Origin of the sequence: Algoriphagus limi (assembly GCF_024919275.1) — a bacterium.
GTDB lineage: Bacteria > Bacteroidota > Bacteroidia > Cytophagales > Cyclobacteriaceae > Algoriphagus > Algoriphagus limi.
The window spans coordinates 122564-143184 of record NZ_JANWGH010000002.1 but is presented as its reverse complement, the minus strand read 5'-3'; the positions used below and the strand labels follow the sequence as shown (position 1 = coordinate 143184).

Annotated in this window: 11 protein-coding genes; 7 read left to right on the top strand and 4 right to left on the bottom strand. The window is 41.2% G+C overall.

The genetic code is table 11. The annotated features are described in order from the left end of the window. The first annotated feature begins 89 nt into the window (after positions 1–89). Entirely contained in the window at positions 90–3437 is a 3348-nt protein-coding gene (locus tag NY014_RS08970; protein ID WP_259414262.1) for a DUF1553 domain-containing protein, read from the top strand. Positions 3438–3439: 2 nt separating this feature from the next. Further along, the gene (locus NY014_RS08965; protein WP_259414261.1) at positions 3440–4852 is read left to right on the top strand and encodes a DUF1501 domain-containing protein; all 1413 of its coding nucleotides are present in this window, start codon (positions 3440–3442) and stop codon (positions 4850–4852) included. A gap of 9 nt (positions 4853–4861) precedes the next feature. Here the strand turns inward: NY014_RS08965 and NY014_RS08960 are convergent, their stop codons facing one another. Continuing rightward, complete coding sequence (locus NY014_RS08960) at positions 4862–6421, bottom strand: FG-GAP repeat domain-containing protein (protein WP_259414260.1); 1560 nt, start codon at positions 6419–6421, stop codon at positions 4862–4864. 95 nt (positions 6422–6516) lie between these two features. On the opposite strand from NY014_RS08960, the gene NY014_RS08955 reads away from it, so the two are divergent. Both NY014_RS08955 and clpB read left to right on the top strand, forming a co-directional pair. Next, positions 6517–7986, top strand: a complete 1470-nt coding sequence (locus NY014_RS08955) for a c-type cytochrome domain-containing protein (RefSeq protein ID WP_259414259.1) — start codon at positions 6517–6519, stop codon at positions 7984–7986. A 224-nt stretch (positions 7987–8210) separates the two neighbouring features. Next, a complete protein-coding gene (gene clpB / locus NY014_RS08950) occupies positions 8211–10835 on the top strand; it encodes an ATP-dependent chaperone ClpB (RefSeq protein WP_259414258.1) in 2625 nt (874 codons plus the stop codon). Positions 10836–10888: 53 nt separating this feature from the next. Here clpB and NY014_RS08945 read toward each other — a convergent pair whose 3' ends face one another. After that, positions 10889–11641 carry a carboxypeptidase-like regulatory domain-containing protein gene (locus tag NY014_RS08945; RefSeq protein WP_259414257.1) on the bottom strand — a complete coding sequence of 251 codons (753 nt, stop codon included), beginning with the start codon at positions 11639–11641 and terminating at the stop codon, positions 10889–10891. Between the two features lie 293 nt (positions 11642–11934). Here NY014_RS08945 and NY014_RS08940 point away from each other — a divergent pair, with 293 nt between their 5' ends. The 3 genes from NY014_RS08940 to NY014_RS08930 all read left to right on the top strand — a co-directional run bounded on the left by NY014_RS08940 (position 11935) and on the right by NY014_RS08930 (position 15964). Next, entirely contained in the window at positions 11935–15051 is a 3117-nt protein-coding gene (locus NY014_RS08940) for a WD40/YVTN/BNR-like repeat-containing protein (RefSeq protein WP_259414256.1), read from the top strand. 164 nt (positions 15052–15215) lie between these two features. Continuing rightward, positions 15216–15398: a CPXCG motif-containing cysteine-rich protein gene (locus NY014_RS08935; RefSeq protein ID WP_259414255.1), complete on the top strand. Its 183-nt coding sequence runs from the start codon at positions 15216–15218 to the stop codon at positions 15396–15398. Then, the gene (locus NY014_RS08930; protein WP_259414254.1) at positions 15398–15964 is read left to right on the top strand and encodes a pyridoxamine 5'-phosphate oxidase family protein; all 567 of its coding nucleotides are present in this window, start codon (positions 15398–15400) and stop codon (positions 15962–15964) included. The genes NY014_RS08935 and NY014_RS08930 overlap by 1 nt, the downstream gene beginning before the upstream one ends. Here NY014_RS08930 and NY014_RS08925 read toward each other — a convergent pair. Beyond that, positions 15961–18141, bottom strand: coding sequence for a carbohydrate binding family 9 domain-containing protein (locus NY014_RS08925; protein WP_259414253.1), 2181 nt, complete (start codon positions 18139–18141; stop codon positions 15961–15963). The genes NY014_RS08930 and NY014_RS08925 overlap by 4 nt on opposite strands. A 76-nt stretch (positions 18142–18217) precedes the next feature. After that, on the bottom strand, positions 18218–20602 hold the full coding sequence (locus NY014_RS08920) for a TonB-dependent receptor (RefSeq protein ID WP_259414252.1): 2385 nt from the start codon (positions 20600–20602) through the stop codon (positions 18218–18220). Between the last annotated feature and the right edge of the window lie 19 nt (positions 20603–20621).

Genomic DNA, 20621 nt, shown 5'->3' with positions numbered 1-20621 from the left:
ATAAAAAATTGTATTTTTTGAAGGAAAGTATTTGGCTTAAAATCAGCACTTTACATATAAATCCCTATATTTAGTATAAATATTTTTTTATGAACTTTAACTATAACCCACTTAATTGGTCTACTGCTTGTATTTCCACTTTAATACTCTTTGGACTCCTTTTTACAGTCGCTTGTCAACCTTCACTTCCAGAAGAAGTCGAAATAGCTTACGCTGATCTTCCAGATCAAATCGATTACAATTTTCATGTCAAACCCATATTAGCGGATAGATGCTATGCTTGTCATGGGCCTGATGAAGGTTCTCGAAAAGCCGGATTGAGATTGGATATTGAAGAAGAGGCTTTTTTGAAATTGGCATCGGGTAAAAAAGCCTTTGTCAAAGGAAATCTAAATTCTAGTGAAGTCTTTCATCGGATGATTAGCATGGATCCAGAGACGATTATGCCACCGCCTGAATCCAATCTTTCTTTAAGTCCAAAAGAAATTGCAACAATCGCTAAATGGGTTCAGCAAGGGGCCGAATGGAAAGATCATTGGTCTTTTATTCCGGTGGAATCTCCTGAAGTACCAAGTGTGGATTCGGATTGGGAAAGAAATAATCCAATCGACCATTTTATTCAAAAAGAACTGCAGCAGCAAAATCTCACCCCTAATCCAATTGCAGATAAAGAAAGACTCTTGCGAAGAGTCACCATGGATTTGACGGGACTTCCCCCAACTATCCAAGAAATGGATGATTTTTTAAATGATGAAACCCCCGATGCTTATGAAAAAGTAGTCGATAAACTTTTAGCTTCTCAAGCACATGCGGAGCGTCTGGCTATGGAATGGTTGGATGTGGCCCGGTATTCAGATTCTCATGGTGTTTCTTTTGACGGGTATCGAGAGATGTGGCCTTACCGTGATTGGGTGATAGAAGCTTTCAAAAGTAACATGTCTCATAGGGATTTCATCACGAAACAGGTTGCAGGAGATTTATTGCCCAACGCTTCAAGAGATGACAGACTAGCCACAGCATTTTACAGATTGAATCCTATGGAGGCTTCTGCAGGTTCGGTTTCGGAAGAATATCGGGTAGAATATGTGGCTGAGAGAACTTCTACTACCGGGACAGCATTTTTGGGTTTGACCATGGGTTGTGCCAGATGCCACGATCATAAATTTGATCCTATTAGCCAAAAGAATTTCTTTCAGCTTTCTGCATTTTTCAATAGCATCGATGAATATGGCTTGGGCCCTACAGATCTCAATCGACCTCCTACACTTCTACTTTTTGAAGATTCCCAAAAAAATTCCTTGGATTCTCTGGATCAATTAATTCTGGAAAAGGAAAATGAGTTAAAGAGGATTCAAGCCTCCGAAATCAAGGATTATGTTGCTGAAATCGGCCAAATAAAAAAGATAGAAAATGAAGTTGGGGCTTTTTCATTTGAGTCTTTCGAAAAAATAAAACGGCCCGAAAAGCGGATGAATCCATTTGCGGAGGAAGAAGCTGAAGAGTATAAGAAAAAGTCACCAAAGGAAAAGGCTAAGATTGACTCAATCAAAAAGGCAAAGAAAAAGAAAGTCGAATTTGAGGAAGTATTAATTCTGGATAAGAATAAAATATCTGAGGCAACTTTGGGGGTTGAATTAGTTGAAGGGAAAATAGGGAAAGCAGTTTCTTTCGATGATGACTATGATTATGTCAGTCTAAATAAGTCAGGATTTTATGATCTCTATGATCCATTCAGTGTGAGCCTTTGGATCAATCCAAAAAAAGAAGAAACAAAGCATATCCAAAATATTATAGGGAATACCGGAAATTTCGCCAGTTTTTATCGGGGATGGGAAATGTTTCTCGATTCGATGAATCATCTAAACCTACGCCTAATTCACCGGCTTCCGGATGATTACATTGAAGTGACTACAAAGAGTCAGGTAGAATTTGATCGCTGGTCTCAAGTTGGATTTACCTATGATGGGACAGGAATGGCTTCAGGAATTTCAATCTTTATCGATGGAGGAAAGCAAGAACTATCCATTTTATCCGATAAGTTAAGCCGAAGTATTCTTCCAATTCATGAATACACATCCAAGTTGGATACGCTTCCGGTTAGACTTGGGAAAAGTTACAGACTCTTTTCGTTTGACCCTGGTATTTACAGGGGAGCAATGGATGAAGTGAAGTTGTATGATAGGGAATTATCCCCAATTGAAATGGCCACTTTAGGCGGTTTGGAAGAAAGTTCTTTTTCAAAGTTTTTAGCACTAGAACATCTAATTTCAAAAGAGAAATCAGCAATTGATCTTCGAAATGAAATTAGAGTCTTGCGAAAAAAGAAGACAGATTTGTTGGGGTCTGTGCGGGAAGTAATGGTAATGGAAGATATGCCAAAACCTCGGCCGACTTATATTTTGAGTCGAGGGATTTACAATCAATATCTTGAAGAAGTTCAGCCTAGTACCCCAGAATATATTTTACCTTTTCCTGAAGATTATCCCCGAAATCGATTAGGGCTTGCTAAATGGCTTGTCAATTCAGAAAACCCGCTCACTTCTCGCGTAATTATCAATCGCTATTGGCAGATGATTTTTGGAAAAGGGATTGTCAAAACTTCGGAGGATTTTGGAATCCAAGGTGATTTACCAACTCATCCTGAACTTTTGGATTGGTTGGCTTATGAGTTCATGGAGAACGATTGGGATTTGAGAAAAATGCTGAAGCTAATGGTAATGTCAGCCACTTATCAGCAGTCCTCCTTTGCTAATCAAGAAAAATACGAGACAGATCCAGAAAACAAGTATTATGCAAGAGCTAGCAGTTACCGTCTACCAGCAGAATTTATACGGGATAATGCTTTGGCTTCAAGTGGAATTTTAAATAAAGAGGTGGGAGGCCCTAGTGTGAAACCTTACCAGCCAGAAGGCCTTTGGGCAGAGTTGGGAGATTTTTCTTTCAAACTCCACAAATACAAACAAGATACTAGCGCGAATCTGTACAGAAGGAGCTTGTACACCTTCTCAAGGAGATTTTCTCCGGCACCATTTATGGTCACTTTTGATGCCGGAAATCGGGAAATTTGTATTACAAGAAGAGAAAACACCAATACTCCTTTGCAGGCTTTGAACTTGCTCAATGCACCTCAATTTGTGGAGGCGTCGAGATTTTTGTCTGAGCGTGTCATCAAAGAAAAGGAATCATTGGAAGAAAGGCTTGCGCTGAGTTTTAGGCTATCGACAGGGGTAACTCCAAATGATCAGCTTTTGAATACTTTGAAAGAGCATTATGAAAGTGCTTTCAAATATTTCCAAGAAAACCCTGCTCGAGCCGATTCATTACTAGCTGTAGGGGAAAGACCAAGAGACCCAAAGTTGGATAAAATCCAAACTGCTGCATTGGCAGTGGTGGCAAATTCCATTTATAATTTCGATGAAACTTACATGAAAAGGTAATCATGGGACATAATCATATACATACGCCTTTGACAAGGAGAGAATTTTTGACTAGAACTTCACTGGGGATTGGTGCGGTATCTTTGGCTTCTTTGCTCAATCCAACCACACTTTTTGCCTCTACTACCGGACCTCATTTTGTCCCAAAAGCAAAGAGAATCATTTACCTCTACATGGCTGGAGCTCCTTCCCAATTAGATCTGTTCGATTTTAAACCTCAGCTCGTCAAAATGAATGGGCAGGATCTTCCGGGTAGCGTTTTAGGGGATAGAGTGACTGGGACTGTATCGGCTCAGAATTCTCTTCCGTTAGTTGGTACTCGTTGGAATTTCAAACAGCATGGTCAAAGTGGGATGTGGATGAGTGATTTGATGCCTCACATGTCAAAGATTACCGATGAACTCTGCAAGATTCAATCCATGTATACTGCATCAGTTCAACATGAACCGGCGCAAATGTTTACAAATACTGGATCAGAGCTTCCTGGGCGGCCATCTTTTGGTTCTTGGATAAGTTATGGCTTGGGGTCTGATAATGAAAACCTTCCTGCATTCATTGTTCTCAAAACTGAAGGCTTGGAGGGAGGGTTTGCAGGATTGTATTCGAGTGCTTTTTTGCCTGCAGAACATCAAGGGGTTCGCTTTCGTGGTGGAAAAGATCCGGTTTTGTTTTTGACCAATCCTCCGGGAGTTTCTGAATCGGCTCGGAGAGAGCAGCTAGATTATTTGAAAAAAATGCAAGAAGGAGCTTACGAATTTTGGGAAGATCCTGCGATCAAAGCAAAGATGGCCCAATACGAAATGGCTTTCCGAATGCAGACCTCAGTTCCTGAAGTAGTCGATACAAAAGGAGAGCCTGACTATATCTATGAACAATATGGAGAGGATAGTAAAAAGCCTGGAACCTTTGCAAGTAATTGTCTTCTAGCGAGAAGGCTAGCCGAGCGTGGTGTGAAATTTATTCAGGTTTATCATGGTGGTTGGGATCATCATAGTGATTTGCCTAAGGAAATTGGAAAGAGAGCCAAAGAAGTAGACCAAGCAAGTGCAGCACTTATCATGGATTTGAAACAGCGTGGATTGTTAGAAGACACCCTGGTTGTATGGGGTGGAGAATTTGGAAGAACATGCTTTTCACAGGGTCAATTAACCAAGGATAATTTTGGTCGAGACCATCACCCTGATGCCTATACCATGTTGCTGGCAGGTGCAGGGGTTAAAGCTGGGTTAACTTATGGGAGAACCGATGAGTTTGGCTACCACGTTGTGGAGGATCCGGTTCATGTTCATGATTTGAATGCGACTTTGCTTCATTTGATGGGGTTAGATCATGAGCGTCTCACATACAAATTCCAAGGAAGAAGATTCAGGCTAACAGATGTGGAAGGAAGGGTAGTAAAGGATATATTAAGCTAAATAACCTGATTATTGGATCTTCAGGCATGTCTGATTTCCGCTTGCATCAGTTGCGCATATTTCAATACTTTCGTCTTTTTCTCCATTTTGGAATTGAGCCCTCCATAAATATTCGCCGTACCAATACATGGGGATTATTTCTGAATTAACTTTTACAAATACAGATTCCCAATCTTCGGAATCACTCGGGCTTTTATTGTCATTGATTCTGGCTCTAATCTCAGATTTTTCCTGATTTAAGCCTTTCAGTTCAAAATGGGAGATGATGGGTTTTGCAGAGTCCTTGTTTATTCCTTTTCCTATAAATATTCGCTCTTCAATATCCTTTTCACCTTCGCCTTGTCCCATTACTAGATCCATTTTCTGGTCATTATTTATGTCCGCAAATACTAGAGAAAGGGTATGTGGGGTGTCCTCTCCGGAAAGTACTTTTTGCCTTAATTGAAATTTACCTGTTCCATCATTGACCAAAAGCCGGTCTTCTCCGGTAAGACTACTTAAAATAAAATCAGGGTCCCCATCCGAATCAAAATCCAAGAAGGCCACATTATTATCGTCTTCACCGATATTATCCAGGTCTTCCCAAAGCAGAGCGGTGGCATCAATGAATTGCTTAGCACTGTCATTCAAAAAAACATGCTCTTTTCTTGACCAGGAAATTTGATTTACTATTTCCCCGTCGTTGACTGTTACCAGATCCAAAAACCCATCTTGGTTGATGTCCATTGCTTCGAATTCATAATTATTCGTGTAGGCTGGGAACATTCGTTTATCCTCGAATTTTCCGTTTCCATCATTTACGAATAGCCGGCTTGTTCCACATCTTTTGCAGGAAATAGCAATATCCAAGTCGAAGTCATTGTCGAAATCAATAAACTCCAAATCCCATGAAAACTGGATTAGAATATCAGGCATTTGAGAGGAAGTGACATCTTCAAATTTCCCGTTTCCATCATTTAACCAAAGCATGGTTCTTCCTCCTTTATTTTCCATGTTGGATCCAGGTCCCCAATCAGCCAAAATGATGTCGAGATCCCCGTCACTATCCACATCTCCAAATTCAAGATCACCAACACTTGCTAAGATTGCGGGAAGGCGTGTGGAAGTTTTTCGAATAAAATCACCCTCTTCTGTTCCAAAATAAATTTCGCTTTGTGATTGAAAGGTGTTCCCAATTACCAGATCTAAATATCCGTCCTTGTTCAAATCTTGGGCTTTAATTACCCGAGCATAGAATTTTGCATCTCCAAAAACCTGTTCAGTAATTTCAAGGAATTGTTTATCCGGTCCCTGATTTAAGAACACTCGGCTTGACTCGAGCTCACCCGGCTCAGAATAATTGCCTCCATTGGCAAAAATCAGATCTATCAACCCGTCTTTATTCAAATCTGCAACTTCTACTCGATTGGTCCATTCAGCAGTTTCGGGGAGATAAACCGCCGTTTGATCTTCCCAGAGATAAATGTCAGATTCTTGCGATTGAGGGTTTTCATCGGCCTTTTTACAGGAAAAAATCAAAAGGAGAATTGCGAAAAGTAAAGTGTTAAACCTTAAAAATTTGGAATTCATTGAGCTTGATGTTATTGAACTTTAATAATAAGTCTTTGTAATACAGTAAGGTAAGGTACAAAATTGTTATCTTTAAATAAGTCAATTTTACTCTTATGTATATCCTTTTACAATCCGAGACTACACTTTTTTTGGGTCGGTTTCATTCTCTTTTGGTTCATTTACCAATTGGTTTTCTTCTTTTAGCAGCCATTCTTTTTTTGCTTTCCTTTTCAAAAAGATTTCGGTTTCTTCTCAATGCTTTACCACTAACACTTTTTCTTGGAGCACTTTCTGCAATGGTATCTGTTATTTTAGGTTTCTTTTTAGCGGAAGAAGGGGGTTATCCTTCTGATAATCTTTTTTGGCACCGGATAATGGGAATTGCAGTATCGGTACTTTCGGTAGGTGCTGTTTTGTTAATGTTGGGATTTTTCAAAAAAAGTGAGAAAGGCCTTCCCTTCACTTCAAGATTGAAAATTGATCGAATGGAGAGAGCAATTCTTGAGCGAAAATCATCATTTGGGATACTTATGGGTGCTATTGTGATCAGCGTCTCGATTACTGGTCATTTGGGAGGAGGCTTGACCCATGGAGAAAATTACCTGTATACTTATGCTCCAGAATTTGTCCAGGACCTTTTTCTAAGTGCAAATCATGAGCAGGATTCTTTGGCCTTTCCAGCTGATTCTGATTCTACCTTACTTTTTGAGCATATTCTAGGCCCCACAATTCAACAAAAATGTGCGAATTGCCATAATGCAGAGTCTCCTAAAGGAGGATTGAATGTCACTTCGCTTGACGATCTCATAAGAGGAGGAGATAGCGGACCTGCCTTTGAGAGCGGTGCTCCCGAATCAAGTGAGCTTTTTGTTAGAGTTACTTTAGATCCAAAAAGTCGAAAATACATGCCTCCTAAAGGTGCTGGGCTTTCTTATGGAGAAATCATGCTCTTGAATTTTTGGATAGAAAACGGAATGTCTCCTGAGCTTGCTATTACGGATGAAAGTATACCGGAAGAAATTCAGGCTTTCTTGGAGAATACTTATGGGTTATCAACTAGAAGGAAGGCTCATTATGAAAAATTTCAAGTGGCTCAGCTCTCTGAAGAAGATTTAAGAAAGTTGCAGGAGCAAGGATTTAGGGTCTCTACACTTTCTGGGGGAAACAATTTTTTGGATGTAGTTGGAAATGGAAAGCTTGCCAAGGAAAATATTCAAGTTTTGGATTTGGCGAAGGAACAAATCACTTGGTTAGACTTGGGTGGTTCTGGGGCAGAAGATTCTTGGCTAGAAATCATAGGCGGTTTCCCTAATCTGACCAGATTGATGCTGGATAATAATGAAATCACAGATAAAGGCACTTCCCATCTTTCTCAATTGGAAAATCTTGAATCTGTCAACCTCTACAATACCTCTGTTGGAGATTCTACCTTGGTTCTTTTGTCACAGATGAAAAGTCTGAAAAGAGTCTATCTCTGGAACACAAAAGTTACTTCTGAACTCGTAAACCGTATCAAAGAGGAGAATCCAAGTTTAGATATAGATAATGGGATGATCTTAGAAAAGAAAGAGGAGAAGGATTGATTTTCGCTTTAAAATTTTTAGCCCCATTTGAATCAGAGGCATAAGATTTTTCATTTTCATTATTGGCTAAACTTATTTTTTGAAGACGTTATTTTTCTGTCAAAATTTCCTGATTGGGTTTTTCCTAGCATATTTTCCAGCCATTCTGACCGAAAAATAGCTTTGGAGGTGGATTTGCTGAATAGGTTAGTGAACACAAAAAGTAACTAAACCACTAGCGATACATGGATTTCAAGCAATTTACTATCAAGTCTCAAGAGGCGATCCAAAAAGCCGTTGAGTTGGCGATGGGTTCAGGGCAACCTACCATCGAGCCGGCTCATTTGCTTAAGGGGATCTTTGCTGAGGATGAAAATGTCACCGATTTTGTCTTTAAAAAACTCGGTGCAAATAAGCAGTTGATTACCCAAAAGCTTGATGAGCAATTGGGGAAACTCCCCAAAGTAAGTGGAGATAATCAGCAGCCATATCTTTCAAGTGCTGCCAACCAAGCTTTGACTAAAGCTAAGGATTATCTCAAAACCTTTGGGGATGAATTTGTCGCCATTGAGCATTTGCTCTTGGGGATTTTGGCAGGTGCAGATGCCACTGCCCAACTCTTGAAAGATCAAGGTATAGCTGAAAAGCCCTTGATTGAAGCAATTAAAGAACTACGAAAAGGAACTAAAGTGACTGACCCTAACGCAGAAAGTAAGTATAGGGCTTTGGAAAAATATTCCAAAAACCTAAATGAGTTGGCCAAAAAGGGCAAAATCGACCCTGTCATTGGCCGAGATGAAGAGATTAGGCGCGTGTTGCAAATCTTGGCAAGACGTACAAAAAATAATCCTATCCTATTGGGAGAGCCTGGGGTAGGTAAAACAGCGATTGTAGAAGGATTGGCTCAGCGAATCGTTTCTGGGGATGTGCCCGAAAACCTAAAATCAAAAACCCTTATCTCTTTGGATTTGGGTTTGTTGGTAGCTGGTGCCAAGTATAAAGGTGAATTTGAAGAGCGACTGAAAGCCGTCATTAAAGAGGTGACCGACTCGGAAGGGGAGATCATTCTTTTTATTGATGAGATTCACACCTTGATCGGAGCAGGCGGTGGAGGTGAAGGGGCCATGGATGCCGCCAACTTACTGAAGCCAGCTTTAGCAAGAGGTGAATTGCATGCTATCGGTGCGACCACTCTTAAAGAATACCAGAAATATATCGAAAAGGATAAAGCCCTCGAGCGAAGATTCCAAGCTGTTATTGTTGATGAACCGGATGTTGCGGATGCGATTTCTATCCTCAGAGGAATCAAGGATAAATATGAATTGCACCATGGGGTTCGGATTAAAGATGATGCGGTAATTGCAGCAGTGGAATTATCCCAACGTTATATCACCGATCGATTCTTGCCTGATAAAGCCATTGACTTGATGGATGAAGCAGCAGCCAAACTGAGAATGGAGATTGATTCTTTGCCTCAGGAATTGGATGAGTTGAATCGTCGAATCATGCAATTGGAAATTGAGCGAGAAGCGATCCGAAGAGAAAAGAACAAGGATAAAGAGGCTTCTTTGAGCAAGGAGATTGCAGAACTTTCCGAAAAGCGTCAGTCTGTAAAGGCGAAATGGGAAAGCGAAAAGGCTGTGATTATGGGCATTCAGCGCGAAAAAGAGAACATTGATAAGTTTAAGCTGGAAGCCGAGCAAGCTGAGCGTGCCGGGGATTTTGGAAAAGTAGCCGAAATCCGATATGGAAAGATTGTAGAATCTGAAAAGAAATTGGAATCCTTCCAAAAGCAACTGGTAGAAATGCAATCTGGCTCACCTCTCCTTAAGGAGGAAGTGGATGCTGAGGACATCGCAGCCGTTGTTTCCAAATGGACTGGAATTCCGGTAAGCAAAATGATTCAATCCGAGCGGGAAAAATTACTCCACTTGGAGGATGAATTGGGAAGACGAGTGGCTGGACAGAAAGAAGCGATCGCCGCCCTTTCCGATGCAGTTCGTCGAAGCCGTGCCGGATTGCAGGATCCAAGACGTCCAATTGGTAGCTTCATCTTCATGGGTACCACCGGTGTGGGTAAGACTGAGTTGGCGAAAGCCCTTGCTGAATATCTCTTCAATGATGAAAATGCCATGGTCCGAATCGACATGTCCGAATACCAAGAAAGACATGCCGTCAGCCGATTGGTAGGAGCACCTCCTGGATATGTGGGATACGATGAAGGTGGACAATTGACCGAAGCAGTTCGAAGAAAGCCTTACTCTGTTATTCTCTTGGATGAGATTGAAAAAGCCCATCCGGATGTATTCAATATCCTATTGCAGGTTTTGGATGATGGACGATTGACTGATAATAAAGGTCGAATCGCCAACTTCAAGAATACGATCATTATCATGACCACCAACATCGGTTCGCACTTGATTCAGGAGCGATTTGCTGAGATGGAGGACTGGAACAAGGAAGAGGTTTTGGAAAAGACCAAGGGAGAGGTTTTCGACCTACTCAAAAAATCTGTTCGACCTGAATTCCTCAACCGGATTGATGAAGTGATCATGTTTGAGCCTCTCAACAAAGAGATAATCCGCAAAATCGTGGATATCCAATGGAGAGAAATTCAGAAGCGATTGTCTGAATCCAATATTGAGATTGAGGCTACTCCAGAGGTATTGGATTACTTGGCGGATGTTGGGTTTGATCCTCAGTTTGGAGCCAGACCGCTTAAGCGAACGATGCAACGATTGATTTTGAATGAGCTTTCCAAGGAAATCTTGGCTGGATACATTGAGAATGATTCAGCAGTAATGGTTGACTTGGATGCTGATAAGCAGGTGTATTTCAAAAATATTGAAACGCCGGTCGTTGTAGAGTAATTTTTGCACCAACTCTTTTATAACCCTCGAGATAAATCCTTCTCGAGGGTTTTTTATGTATGCTGGTGATTTGGATCAGCACACTTTTGAGGCTTTTTTGATTTGAAAACCTGCTTAATCTTTTGCCAAAAAGTTTGTTTTATATAGATAATTTCACCCATTAGGATTGTTTGGTCCTCATAAAGTTCAATTTCACCTAATTGGACGGGTAACTGAGTGTCATATATAATTACTTCTCTCATCTTATAACCAACAAATGAAAGCATCAAAATAATTTTTTGATCTTTGACTGAATCAGGTACCTCAAGCTCAAAGTATCCATCCAGATCAGTAGTAGTTCCTATAGTATAATTTTTGATGCTTATTGTTGCCCCAGGTAGTGGTTGTATATCATTAAAGTATTTGCTAACCGCCTTACCCTTAATTGTTCTTTTGTATAATGAACTAGTATCTGTTTTTAAGATCAAATTCTCCTTAGAAGGAGATTGCTCAAATGAATGAGGAATGGGTGCCTGAGCAAATGCAGGTAATGAAAATCCTAATAATCCCAAAAGTCCAAAAGCCCAAATACTTTGAAATTTTACTTTTCTGTTAGGACTTTCATGTATAGGTATTTGGTTGGGCGAAAAAATACCACATTGTTTGGATGGATTTTTTGATAAAAAAGTAAGGATTTCTCGATTGTCCTTTTCTCTAAAGTCGACTACTTCTTTTTGGCAATTTCGGCAAAACCCACCGTTTGGAGTCTTGGTGAAATTCTTTGGATTCTCAGAACAAGGTTTTGGGATATAAATTTTATCCTTCATTTCGAAATTGAGCAATACTAAAAACTAACTATAAATTTAAATTTTTTCTCAAAACCTAAAAATTGCTATTACATATATTTTCTAAAATTTTAATCCTTAACAAGGATTGGCTGACTATGATGATGAAGTTTTTACTAATTAATGAAGTTTTTCAAAAACCATTTTGTCGATAAATAATAATTCAATTCAAAATGAGTTCAGTCCCTAATTCTCATTAAAGGTGCTTTAGTACTTTTTCTTAAAAATTACCCTTTCCTTTCGTAACTTACCTTTCACCACCAAACCAATCTATCATGCGATTTAAATTCATTCCTATTTTGCTGGGACTGCTTGTGCTTTTTTCACCAGAAATAGCGTTTTCCCAGAAATCTAAAAAGAAAACTGAGCCTGCTCAAACGGCTACTTTTGATACTGCCCTTTACAATGCGATGGAATTTCGCCTTGTTGGACCATTTCGAGGTGGCCGAGCAACGGCAGTTGCTGGGGTTGTACAAGAACCTTTGACCTTTTACATGGGCTCCGTTGGTGGAGTCTGGAAAACCACAGACGCCGGTGAAAGCTGGTTTAATGTCTCTGATGGCTATTTTGGGACGGCTTCAGTTGGAGCGATTACCGTAGCCGAATCCGACCCAAATGTGGTTTATGTGGGAATGGGGGAAGCGCCTGTCCGAGGTGTGATGACATCCCATGGAGACGGGGTCTATAAATCTACTGACGGAGGAAAAACCTGGAAGAACATGGGGCTTTCAGAGATTCGCCAAATTTCAAAGATCGTTGTCCATCCTTCCAATCCTGACTTAGTGATCGTGGGAGGTCAAGGAAGTCCCTATGGAGCCACTGATGCCCGGGGAATTTATCGCTCTGAAGATGGAGGAGAAACTTGGGAGAAAGTTCATTATGTAGATGAAAACTCAGGTGTTTCAGACCTTAGTATGGATATGAAAAACCCCCGAATTGTTTACGCGGCCTATTGGGATCATCGAAGATTTCCATGGAAAGTACAAAGTGGAGGCCCGGGAAGTGGAATTTATAAGTCCACGGACATGGGAAAAACTTGGGAAAAGCTTTCTGAAGGTCTCCCAAAAGGAGTGATGGGTAAAATTGGCGTATCTGTATCCCGAGCAAATCCAAATACAGTTTGGGCAATTATTGAAGCGGAGGACGGTGGTTTATATCGATCTGATGACGCAGGAAAATCTTGGCGCTTGGTAAATGGAGATCGTTTACTTCGGGCAAGATCCTGGTATTACATGCATATTTTGGCTCACCCTACTGAGCCTGAAACGGTGTATATCATGAATGCTCCTCTGGTGGAATCGAAGGATGGAGGAAAAACATTCGTCAATCTTCGCACTAGACATGGAGATAATCATCAGCTTTGGATCAACCCATCTCATCCTCAATACATGGTTAATGCTAATGACGGTGGAGGAAATGTTTCTATTGATGGAGGAAAAACCTGGTCACGACAGGATAATCAGCCTACCGCTCAATTTTATCGGGTGAATGTAGACAAGCAGTTTCCTTATCGGATTTATGGAGGTCAACAGGATAATTCTTCTGTCTCCATTGCTTCACGAGCAAATAGTGGAGGAATTGGTTGGGATGAGTTTTATCCGGTTGGAGGTTGTGAATCAGCCTATTCAGCCTTTGATCCAGAAAATCCGATCTACGTATATTCCGGATGCTATCAAGGAATCATTACTGAGTGGAATTCCCAAACAGAATTGGAAAAAGACGTGATGGCTTATCCTTATCAGGGTTTGGCATCCAAGCCCGCTGAGGTTAAATATCGATTTAATTGGAATGCGCCTATCATCGCCTCTAAGCATGACCCATCTGTGATTTATCATGCCGGAAATGTGGTATTGAAGACCACTAATCGAGGCTTGAGTTGGGAGGAAGTTTCGCCTGATTTGACTAAGAATGATCCAGAACATTTGGATTATGGTGGAGGTCCAATTACCAATGAAGGGGCAGGAGGGGAAGTCTACCACACCATTATGTATTTAGCCGAATCTCCTCATACTCCAGATGTCTTGTATGCTGGAGCTGATGATGGATTGCTTCATGTGACTCAGGATGGTGGTAAAAGCTGGACCAATATCACCATCCTAAATACACCGGATGGAATGGTCAATCAGATTGAAGTTTCACCGCATGACCCGGCAACGGTTTATGTGGCATTTACAAGCTATAAATTCAATGATTTCACGCCTCATATTTTCAAGTCTACGGACTATGGAGCTAGCTGGACTCGTCTTGTTAATGGAATCCCTGATGAAGCTTTTGTTCGGGTAGTTCGAGAAGATCCAAATCAAAAAGATTTGTTGTATGCAGGAACAGAAACTGGCCTTTATGTTTCTTTCAATGGAGGTCAAATGTGGGAGAAATTCCAGTTTAACTTACCTGTAGTTCCTATTAATGACTTGATGATTCAGGACAATGACATGATCATCGCCACTTCAGGAAGAGCGTTTTGGGTGATGGATGATTTGAATCCTCTGTATGAATTGAAGGATGCTGCCTCCTCAGGTTTCTATGTCTATGAGCCAGAGCCAGCTATTCGGGATTATGCGATGCGGGGGAATAATCCTCAATTGGGACAAAATCCATATCCCGGCTTTTCTATTCTATACTATTTGAAGGAGAATGTTGATTCAGTCCTTTTAGAGGCTGAATTTCAGGATATGAATGGGAAAGTGCTTCGAAAATTCACTACAGATTCCAAAGCCAAAACCGGAAAAATCAAGAAAAAAGCTGGGATGAATAGGCTTAACTGGGATTTGAGTTTGGATGCCTTTGAAGGTGTGGAAGGGGTGTTTTCCGGAATCGGTTCCTCTGCTCAGCGAGTGATCCCAGGTGATTATAAACTTGTGATGCGTTATGGTGATCAGGAAATTACCAAGGATCTTACAGTCAAAGCTGATCCTCGATGGACTGCAACTGCTGCGCAGTATCAGGAGCAAGAAAGCCAACTTCTGAACTTGAGAGAAGCCATTATTGATACCCGAAGTATGGCGGAGGACCTTCGAAGTATTCGAAATCAAATCAAGGATTTGCAAAGTAGAATAGATGAAGAAACTTATTCTGATTGGCATGATCAATCAAAAGAAGTACTTACTACTATCGATAAGGCTGAGTCTGAATTGATTCAAACCAAGCAGAAGACTTTTCAGGACGTGATTAATTTCCCGAATAAGTTAGACGCAGATTTACTGCATATCTACGGTGCCATCAACGAGGGAGAGCCTCCTGTTACGGAAGGACAAAAGCAGCGAGTAAAGGATCTACTTGATGTTTATTCAAAGGTTAAGGTCCAAGTGAATCAAGCTTTACAAGATACAAAAGCTTTGGAAAAAGCCATGATCGATCAGAAGATCCCGATTTTGGCTCCGAAAAAGGATTAAATAGGAAAGAGTATCTCGGTAACAATCGTCATTGCGAACGAAGTGAAGCAATCTCATTTAAGCAAGAGATCGCCTGCCCTCCGGTAGGCGGGCTTGGCTTCTCTCGCGATGACGTTTTTTTAAGGGTTCACTCAACTTTTTTGAGCACCACAGGTTTCTACAACATGTTAGAACACTTCTTCCAATGTCCCCATTGCTTTCAGGAGATTTCCATGCTTTTGGATTCCTCTGTATCCAGACAGGAATACATCGAGGATTGTGAAGTTTGCTGCAACCCCATCGAACTTCAGGTGGAGTTTGAGGAAGGAGAATTGGTTTACTTTGAAGTAAATTCGATCGATCAATAATGTTGTTTAAGGAAAGTGATTCCCTAGAAGAAATCTGGCAAGTAGTCAAGCATGAACTACATCGAGGGGCGTTAGATGCTAAGCATCCTTTTCATTGGGTGAATTTGGGAACCCATGGTGCTGATTTTCCTGAAATTCGAAAGGTAGTGCTTCGAAAAATCACAGATACTTTTCATTTTTTGATTTTTACAGACTATCGATCACAAAAAGTGAAGGAGTTAAAGACTAATCCCAAAGCTTCCCTTCATTTTTATCATCCCAAAAAACAGGTGCAGGTAAGGGTAAGAGCAAATACCAAGATTCATTTTAAAAATGATTTCTCTGAAGAGTTCTGGCTTAGTATTTCTGAAAGCAGAAGAAAGGAATATTTGGGCAAATACTCGCCTGGAACTTTTATCCCTGACCATGAAGAAGGATGGGAACGTTTAGATGATGTGAATCATTTCTTCACAGTTCTTGAATTTATCCCCTTAGAAATTGAAGTCCTACAATTGTCTCGAAATGGACATTTAAGAATTTTATTTTCCTCTAAAAAAGAATGGGAAGGAAATTGGTTGGTTCCTTAAATATTCCACCAATAGGTGAATTTCAGCACAATTGACCTGTTTTTGGTATAAAATGGGGCAGGTAAATAATTATCCGTGTAAACAATAAACAGGTCTGATGCAGGCTTAAATCTCCATTGGAAACGGGTATTCAGGTTGATGTTTTTGATTTGCTCATTGTATTGAACAAATGCAGTAAAGAACAGCGTATTGGTCATGGTCACATCCAAGCGAGGACCAACCAACCAAAAATCCGTATTCCCCCAAGGTTCTGGAAGATTGATTCGATTGAAATTCGTACTTAAGGCCAAACTGACATAGGGCTGAAAACGATAACCAAGGTCCGTGGTGAAATTATATCGTTTTCCATCAGCATAATATCCACCAAGTCGAGTAGTGAAGCTGTAGGTAAATAAACTTTGAGGCTTGGAGGTGTATTCTGCTCCTAAGGCAGTCCACGAATGATCTGTGCCGGCTGGTAGTGTCTCTCCTGAAAAGTTGGTTGGATCAAATGGTCTTTGCAGTTTGATGAAGTCATAAGCCGTCCAAAGCAGAAAGGTGCTTTGGCTTCGCCATTTAATACTATAGGCCACATAGGTGGTGTTATCGGTTTTGACTCCTTCCTTGTTGAAGAAGTAGGTTACTCCGATATCGGGTCCATGACTGAGGATTTTTTCACTCACGGGAAACCAACGATAACCAATGGTTGGGTTGATTTTGGTGTAGCCTCGTCGGGGGACATAACCAACTTCTGCAGTGTAGTTTTCAGAAACCAATTCATGTTGCCAATTCCAGGTCAGATTACCGGATGCATATTTTAAATTTGCGGCATGCACAAAGCCATTTGCGAGATTATCCGGCCCGAAGCTTTGAAGAAGCATGGCTTTTCCAGTCCACAAATTGTTAGAAGAAGCCAAGTTATATTCCAGCCCCACATTGCGATTGAATTGAGAGTAAACAGGAGCTTCTGAATCTGGATCCGGATTGTAATTCAGGGATTGTTTATTGATGAAAATTCCTGTGATATTACTTCTAGCTCCTACCTGTCTTTGTAATGCCATCACGGTAAAGTTTTGAGAGGGAAGGCCTTCCTCACTTACTTCCCCGGTCTGCATATTCATAGCTCCAATACGCCAGTCTTTGTTGATTTTCCCGCTGAGTCGGGCCCCAAATTGGATGGGTGCATTAAGACCTATTCTTCTGGAGAAAAAAGGCCGGATTGTGCTATAGCCGAAGTTGGCGAAGAGGTCTCCATTTTCCAGAAAGAATTGCCTTCTTTCTGGGAAAAAGAGTTCAAATCGATCTAAATTGGTCACTTGTCGGTCTACTTCCACTTGGGAAAAATCCGGATTGACAGTGAGGTCCAAGTTCAGGGAAGAAGTCAGGGAGATTTTGGCATCCATCCCGATTTCTCTTCGATAGGAAGTTTCCCCATTATTTTCAAAATCCTTGGAGACCCCTCCCAATAAATAGGGAATGACTGAAATATTGGCTCCCGGGTCAGGAGGTGGATTATCCCAAACAAGAATTCCAGTGTAGGCTAAGGATGCTGAAGGGAACTGTCGAGGTACTGGAGCCCAGCCTGATTTCTCGGTGGTCTTGAGGTCAAGTCTTGAAAAGTTCACCCCCCACTCGGTAATGCCCTTTTTGTATCGAATGGACTTGAAAGGGATAGCTGCCTCAAAAATCCATTTGTCCTCATAGTTTCGGACTTTGGAAGTCCATTTGTTATCCCAGCTTAAATCTACGCTTCCCCCATTGTACATGATACCGTCCCATTGGGCACCGGCTGCATTCGCCCCAAAGGAAAACCCATTTGTCTGATCATCAAAAGGGTCCATGAAAAGAAGAAAGTTGTCATTTTTCCCAAAACTGAAATCTCTACGCAAGGATTCAACCATGTAAGGGCCATCGACTGCATGGTGATTGACTACGATTAGGTATAAGTTTTGGTCGTCATAAGTCATTCGGACATCAGTTTTGACCTGAGCGAAACTCGTGTCCATTGGGGTAATCATAAAAAAGTCAGTTGCCACTTCGGCGTCTAGCCAAGCTTGTTCATCAAGAACTCCATCGATAATGATTTCCGAACTTGCTTTTTGGATAGACAAGCGGTATGCATCATTGATTTTTTGAGCTTTCGCAGAGAAAACAAGCAAAAAGCCAAGAAGAAAGGAAAGTGGGTGTAATCGAGTCATGGGGATAAAGCCCTCAAAATTAGGGTTTTTGGGAGCTGATTTATGTGACTTTTATAGCAAAGGCTGGATGAATGGATTATTGTTTGACTCGGAAGGAGAAAGTCAAATTGATCTGTCTTCGGATGAATTGGGAGTCTCCTTCGGTGTAGAAGTTTACTCCTTCGGTAATGAATCGATTTCTTCTGGAATTGAGAATATCATTTACCGTTAGGATCAATCGGCCACGCTCTTCCAGGATTTGTTTGCTTGCAGAAAGATCCATAAAGAAAATGCCTTTCCTTACGCCTTGAGCCGTTTTTTGTCTTGCATCATAATTGGTTCTAAGCTGCAAGTCCCATCCTCCTTCTAGGGTAAATCTGGAAGTTTGCCTTGCCAGAAAAGAAGTGGTTTTCGCCTGAAAATCTGCTTGAATATTACTTCCGTCAATATCTGCATGGAAGAAATTCAGATTCAAATCCAGTTTCCACCAATTCACGGGTCGATAGTCTGCGCTGAATTCTAAGCCGAATGATTGCTCTCCTGTCAAATTGTAGGGCAGGGTGTTAGCAAAACCCTCTTCATTGACAGTTCGTATCCGTTCGATTTTGTCGACTGTATTCCGAAAATATGCCGTTGAAAATAGGGTTCCTTTTTCGAAATATTTGATGTGACCAAGTTCGAATGCATCCGTAAATTCAGGATCTAAATCTGGATTGCCACTGAAAAAATTCCGCTGATCAGAAAAAGTAACATAGGGGCTAAGGTCATTGTAAACAGGTCTTCTTACCCTTCGGGAATAGCTGAGTTGAAAAGCATTTTCTTCCGAAATATTGTATGTCAAATGTGCACTTGGAAATAGATTGGTGTATTTCCGAGGATTCCGCTCGTTGGTTTCGGCTAAAATCGTCTCCACGTCGGTGTGTTCGGCTCGAAGGCCTGCTTGGTAGCTCCAATTCCCGGTTTTATTCCCCAGAATTCCATAAGCTGCCAGAATATTTTCATTGTAGAGGAAAATATTATCCAATCCTGGTAGTGGTACTAATTCTCCACTTTCATTTTCTTGAGAAACGATAAAGTCGTTTTCCATTTCCCGAAAACTGGTTCGAATTCCTGTTTCAAATTTTCCTTCCGTTCCTATTGGCTTGGTGTAGTCTACTTGAAGCAGGTATTGATTTTCGAATTCATCATTTAGAGAAGTCTGCACCAAATCCTCTTCGGGAATGGCTTGCCCATTTTCATCAAAGCGAAACTCAGTGAAGAGTTGATCTGAATTTTCCCAATAATTCAGATAGGTAAAGGTAGCCGTTAGTTCATGCCCTTTTTCTGCAAAGCTCCGCTTATAATTTACTGCTATTTCCGAGTTGGGCTCTTTTTCTTTTTCGTCTTGTCTTCGCAGGGAGTAGCCTAGAAAATTATCCAAAGAATTTAAATAGTCATCATAGCGGATATCGGTGATTCTTCTACCGTCAGTTCTACGCCATAGGTAGGAAAGCGTCAAAACGCTTTGTTCGGAGAAGAAATAGTCCAAACCTCCACGAATATTATTATTCCAGCCCCGAAGTTCCCCGGAGTTTGCCTGATTTAAAATCAGGGTATTTCCATCTTCGTAGACCTCCTGATATTGCTCACTGACATAAGGCTGATAGCGTCGGGCAAAACCATAATTGATGAACCAGTTGATTCGATTTTTCCGGTAGTTCAGATTGGCAGAGAATCCCAGATTTAAGGGAGTGCCTGCGATTACCTCAAAGGAACCATTGAATCCCTGTTTATTGTCCTTTTTTAGGATAATGTTGATCACGCCGGCCATACCTTCCGCTTCATAGCGGGCAGAGGGATTGGTAATGACTTCTACTCGCTCGACGAGATTGGCCGGGAGCTGACGCAATCCTGAGGAGCCCTTGAAACTGACCAATCCGGAAGGTTTTCCGTCAATCAAAATCCGAACATTCGAGGACCCTCTAAGCCGAACATTACCCTCAGGATCCACGGCTACAGAAGGCAAATTCATCAAAATATCCGTAGCTGTTCCTCCGGCATTGGCCAAGTCTTTACCTACGTTAAAAATTCGCTTATCCAAAGAAAGCTCCATCAAGGTTTTTTCCCCCTGAACGAGAACTTCCTCCAAGTCTTCAGCAGAAGATTGGAGAAAAATGGTACCTAAATCCACTTGACTTCCAGATCGGGAAAGCTCAAAGAGCTCGCTTTTAAAGGACTCAAATCCCATGAATTCTACCAATGCGTAGAACTTCCCAAAAGGCAGATCAATGGAAAAGCTCCCATTTTCTTCAGTAATCCCCCCTCCAACAAGGCTGTCGGAAGGAGAGTAAACTGCTACAGAAGCAAAAGAAAGGGCTTGTTTGGAATTTTGGTCCTGGATTTTTCCCTGCAATTTCCCTTGCGAAAAGGCAGGTAGGCTAAAAAACAGAAAGCAGGTAAACCCGGCTAAAAAAAGCCGAAATGTGAATTTTGGGGTTATCATAGGTTTGTAGGCTGGGCTG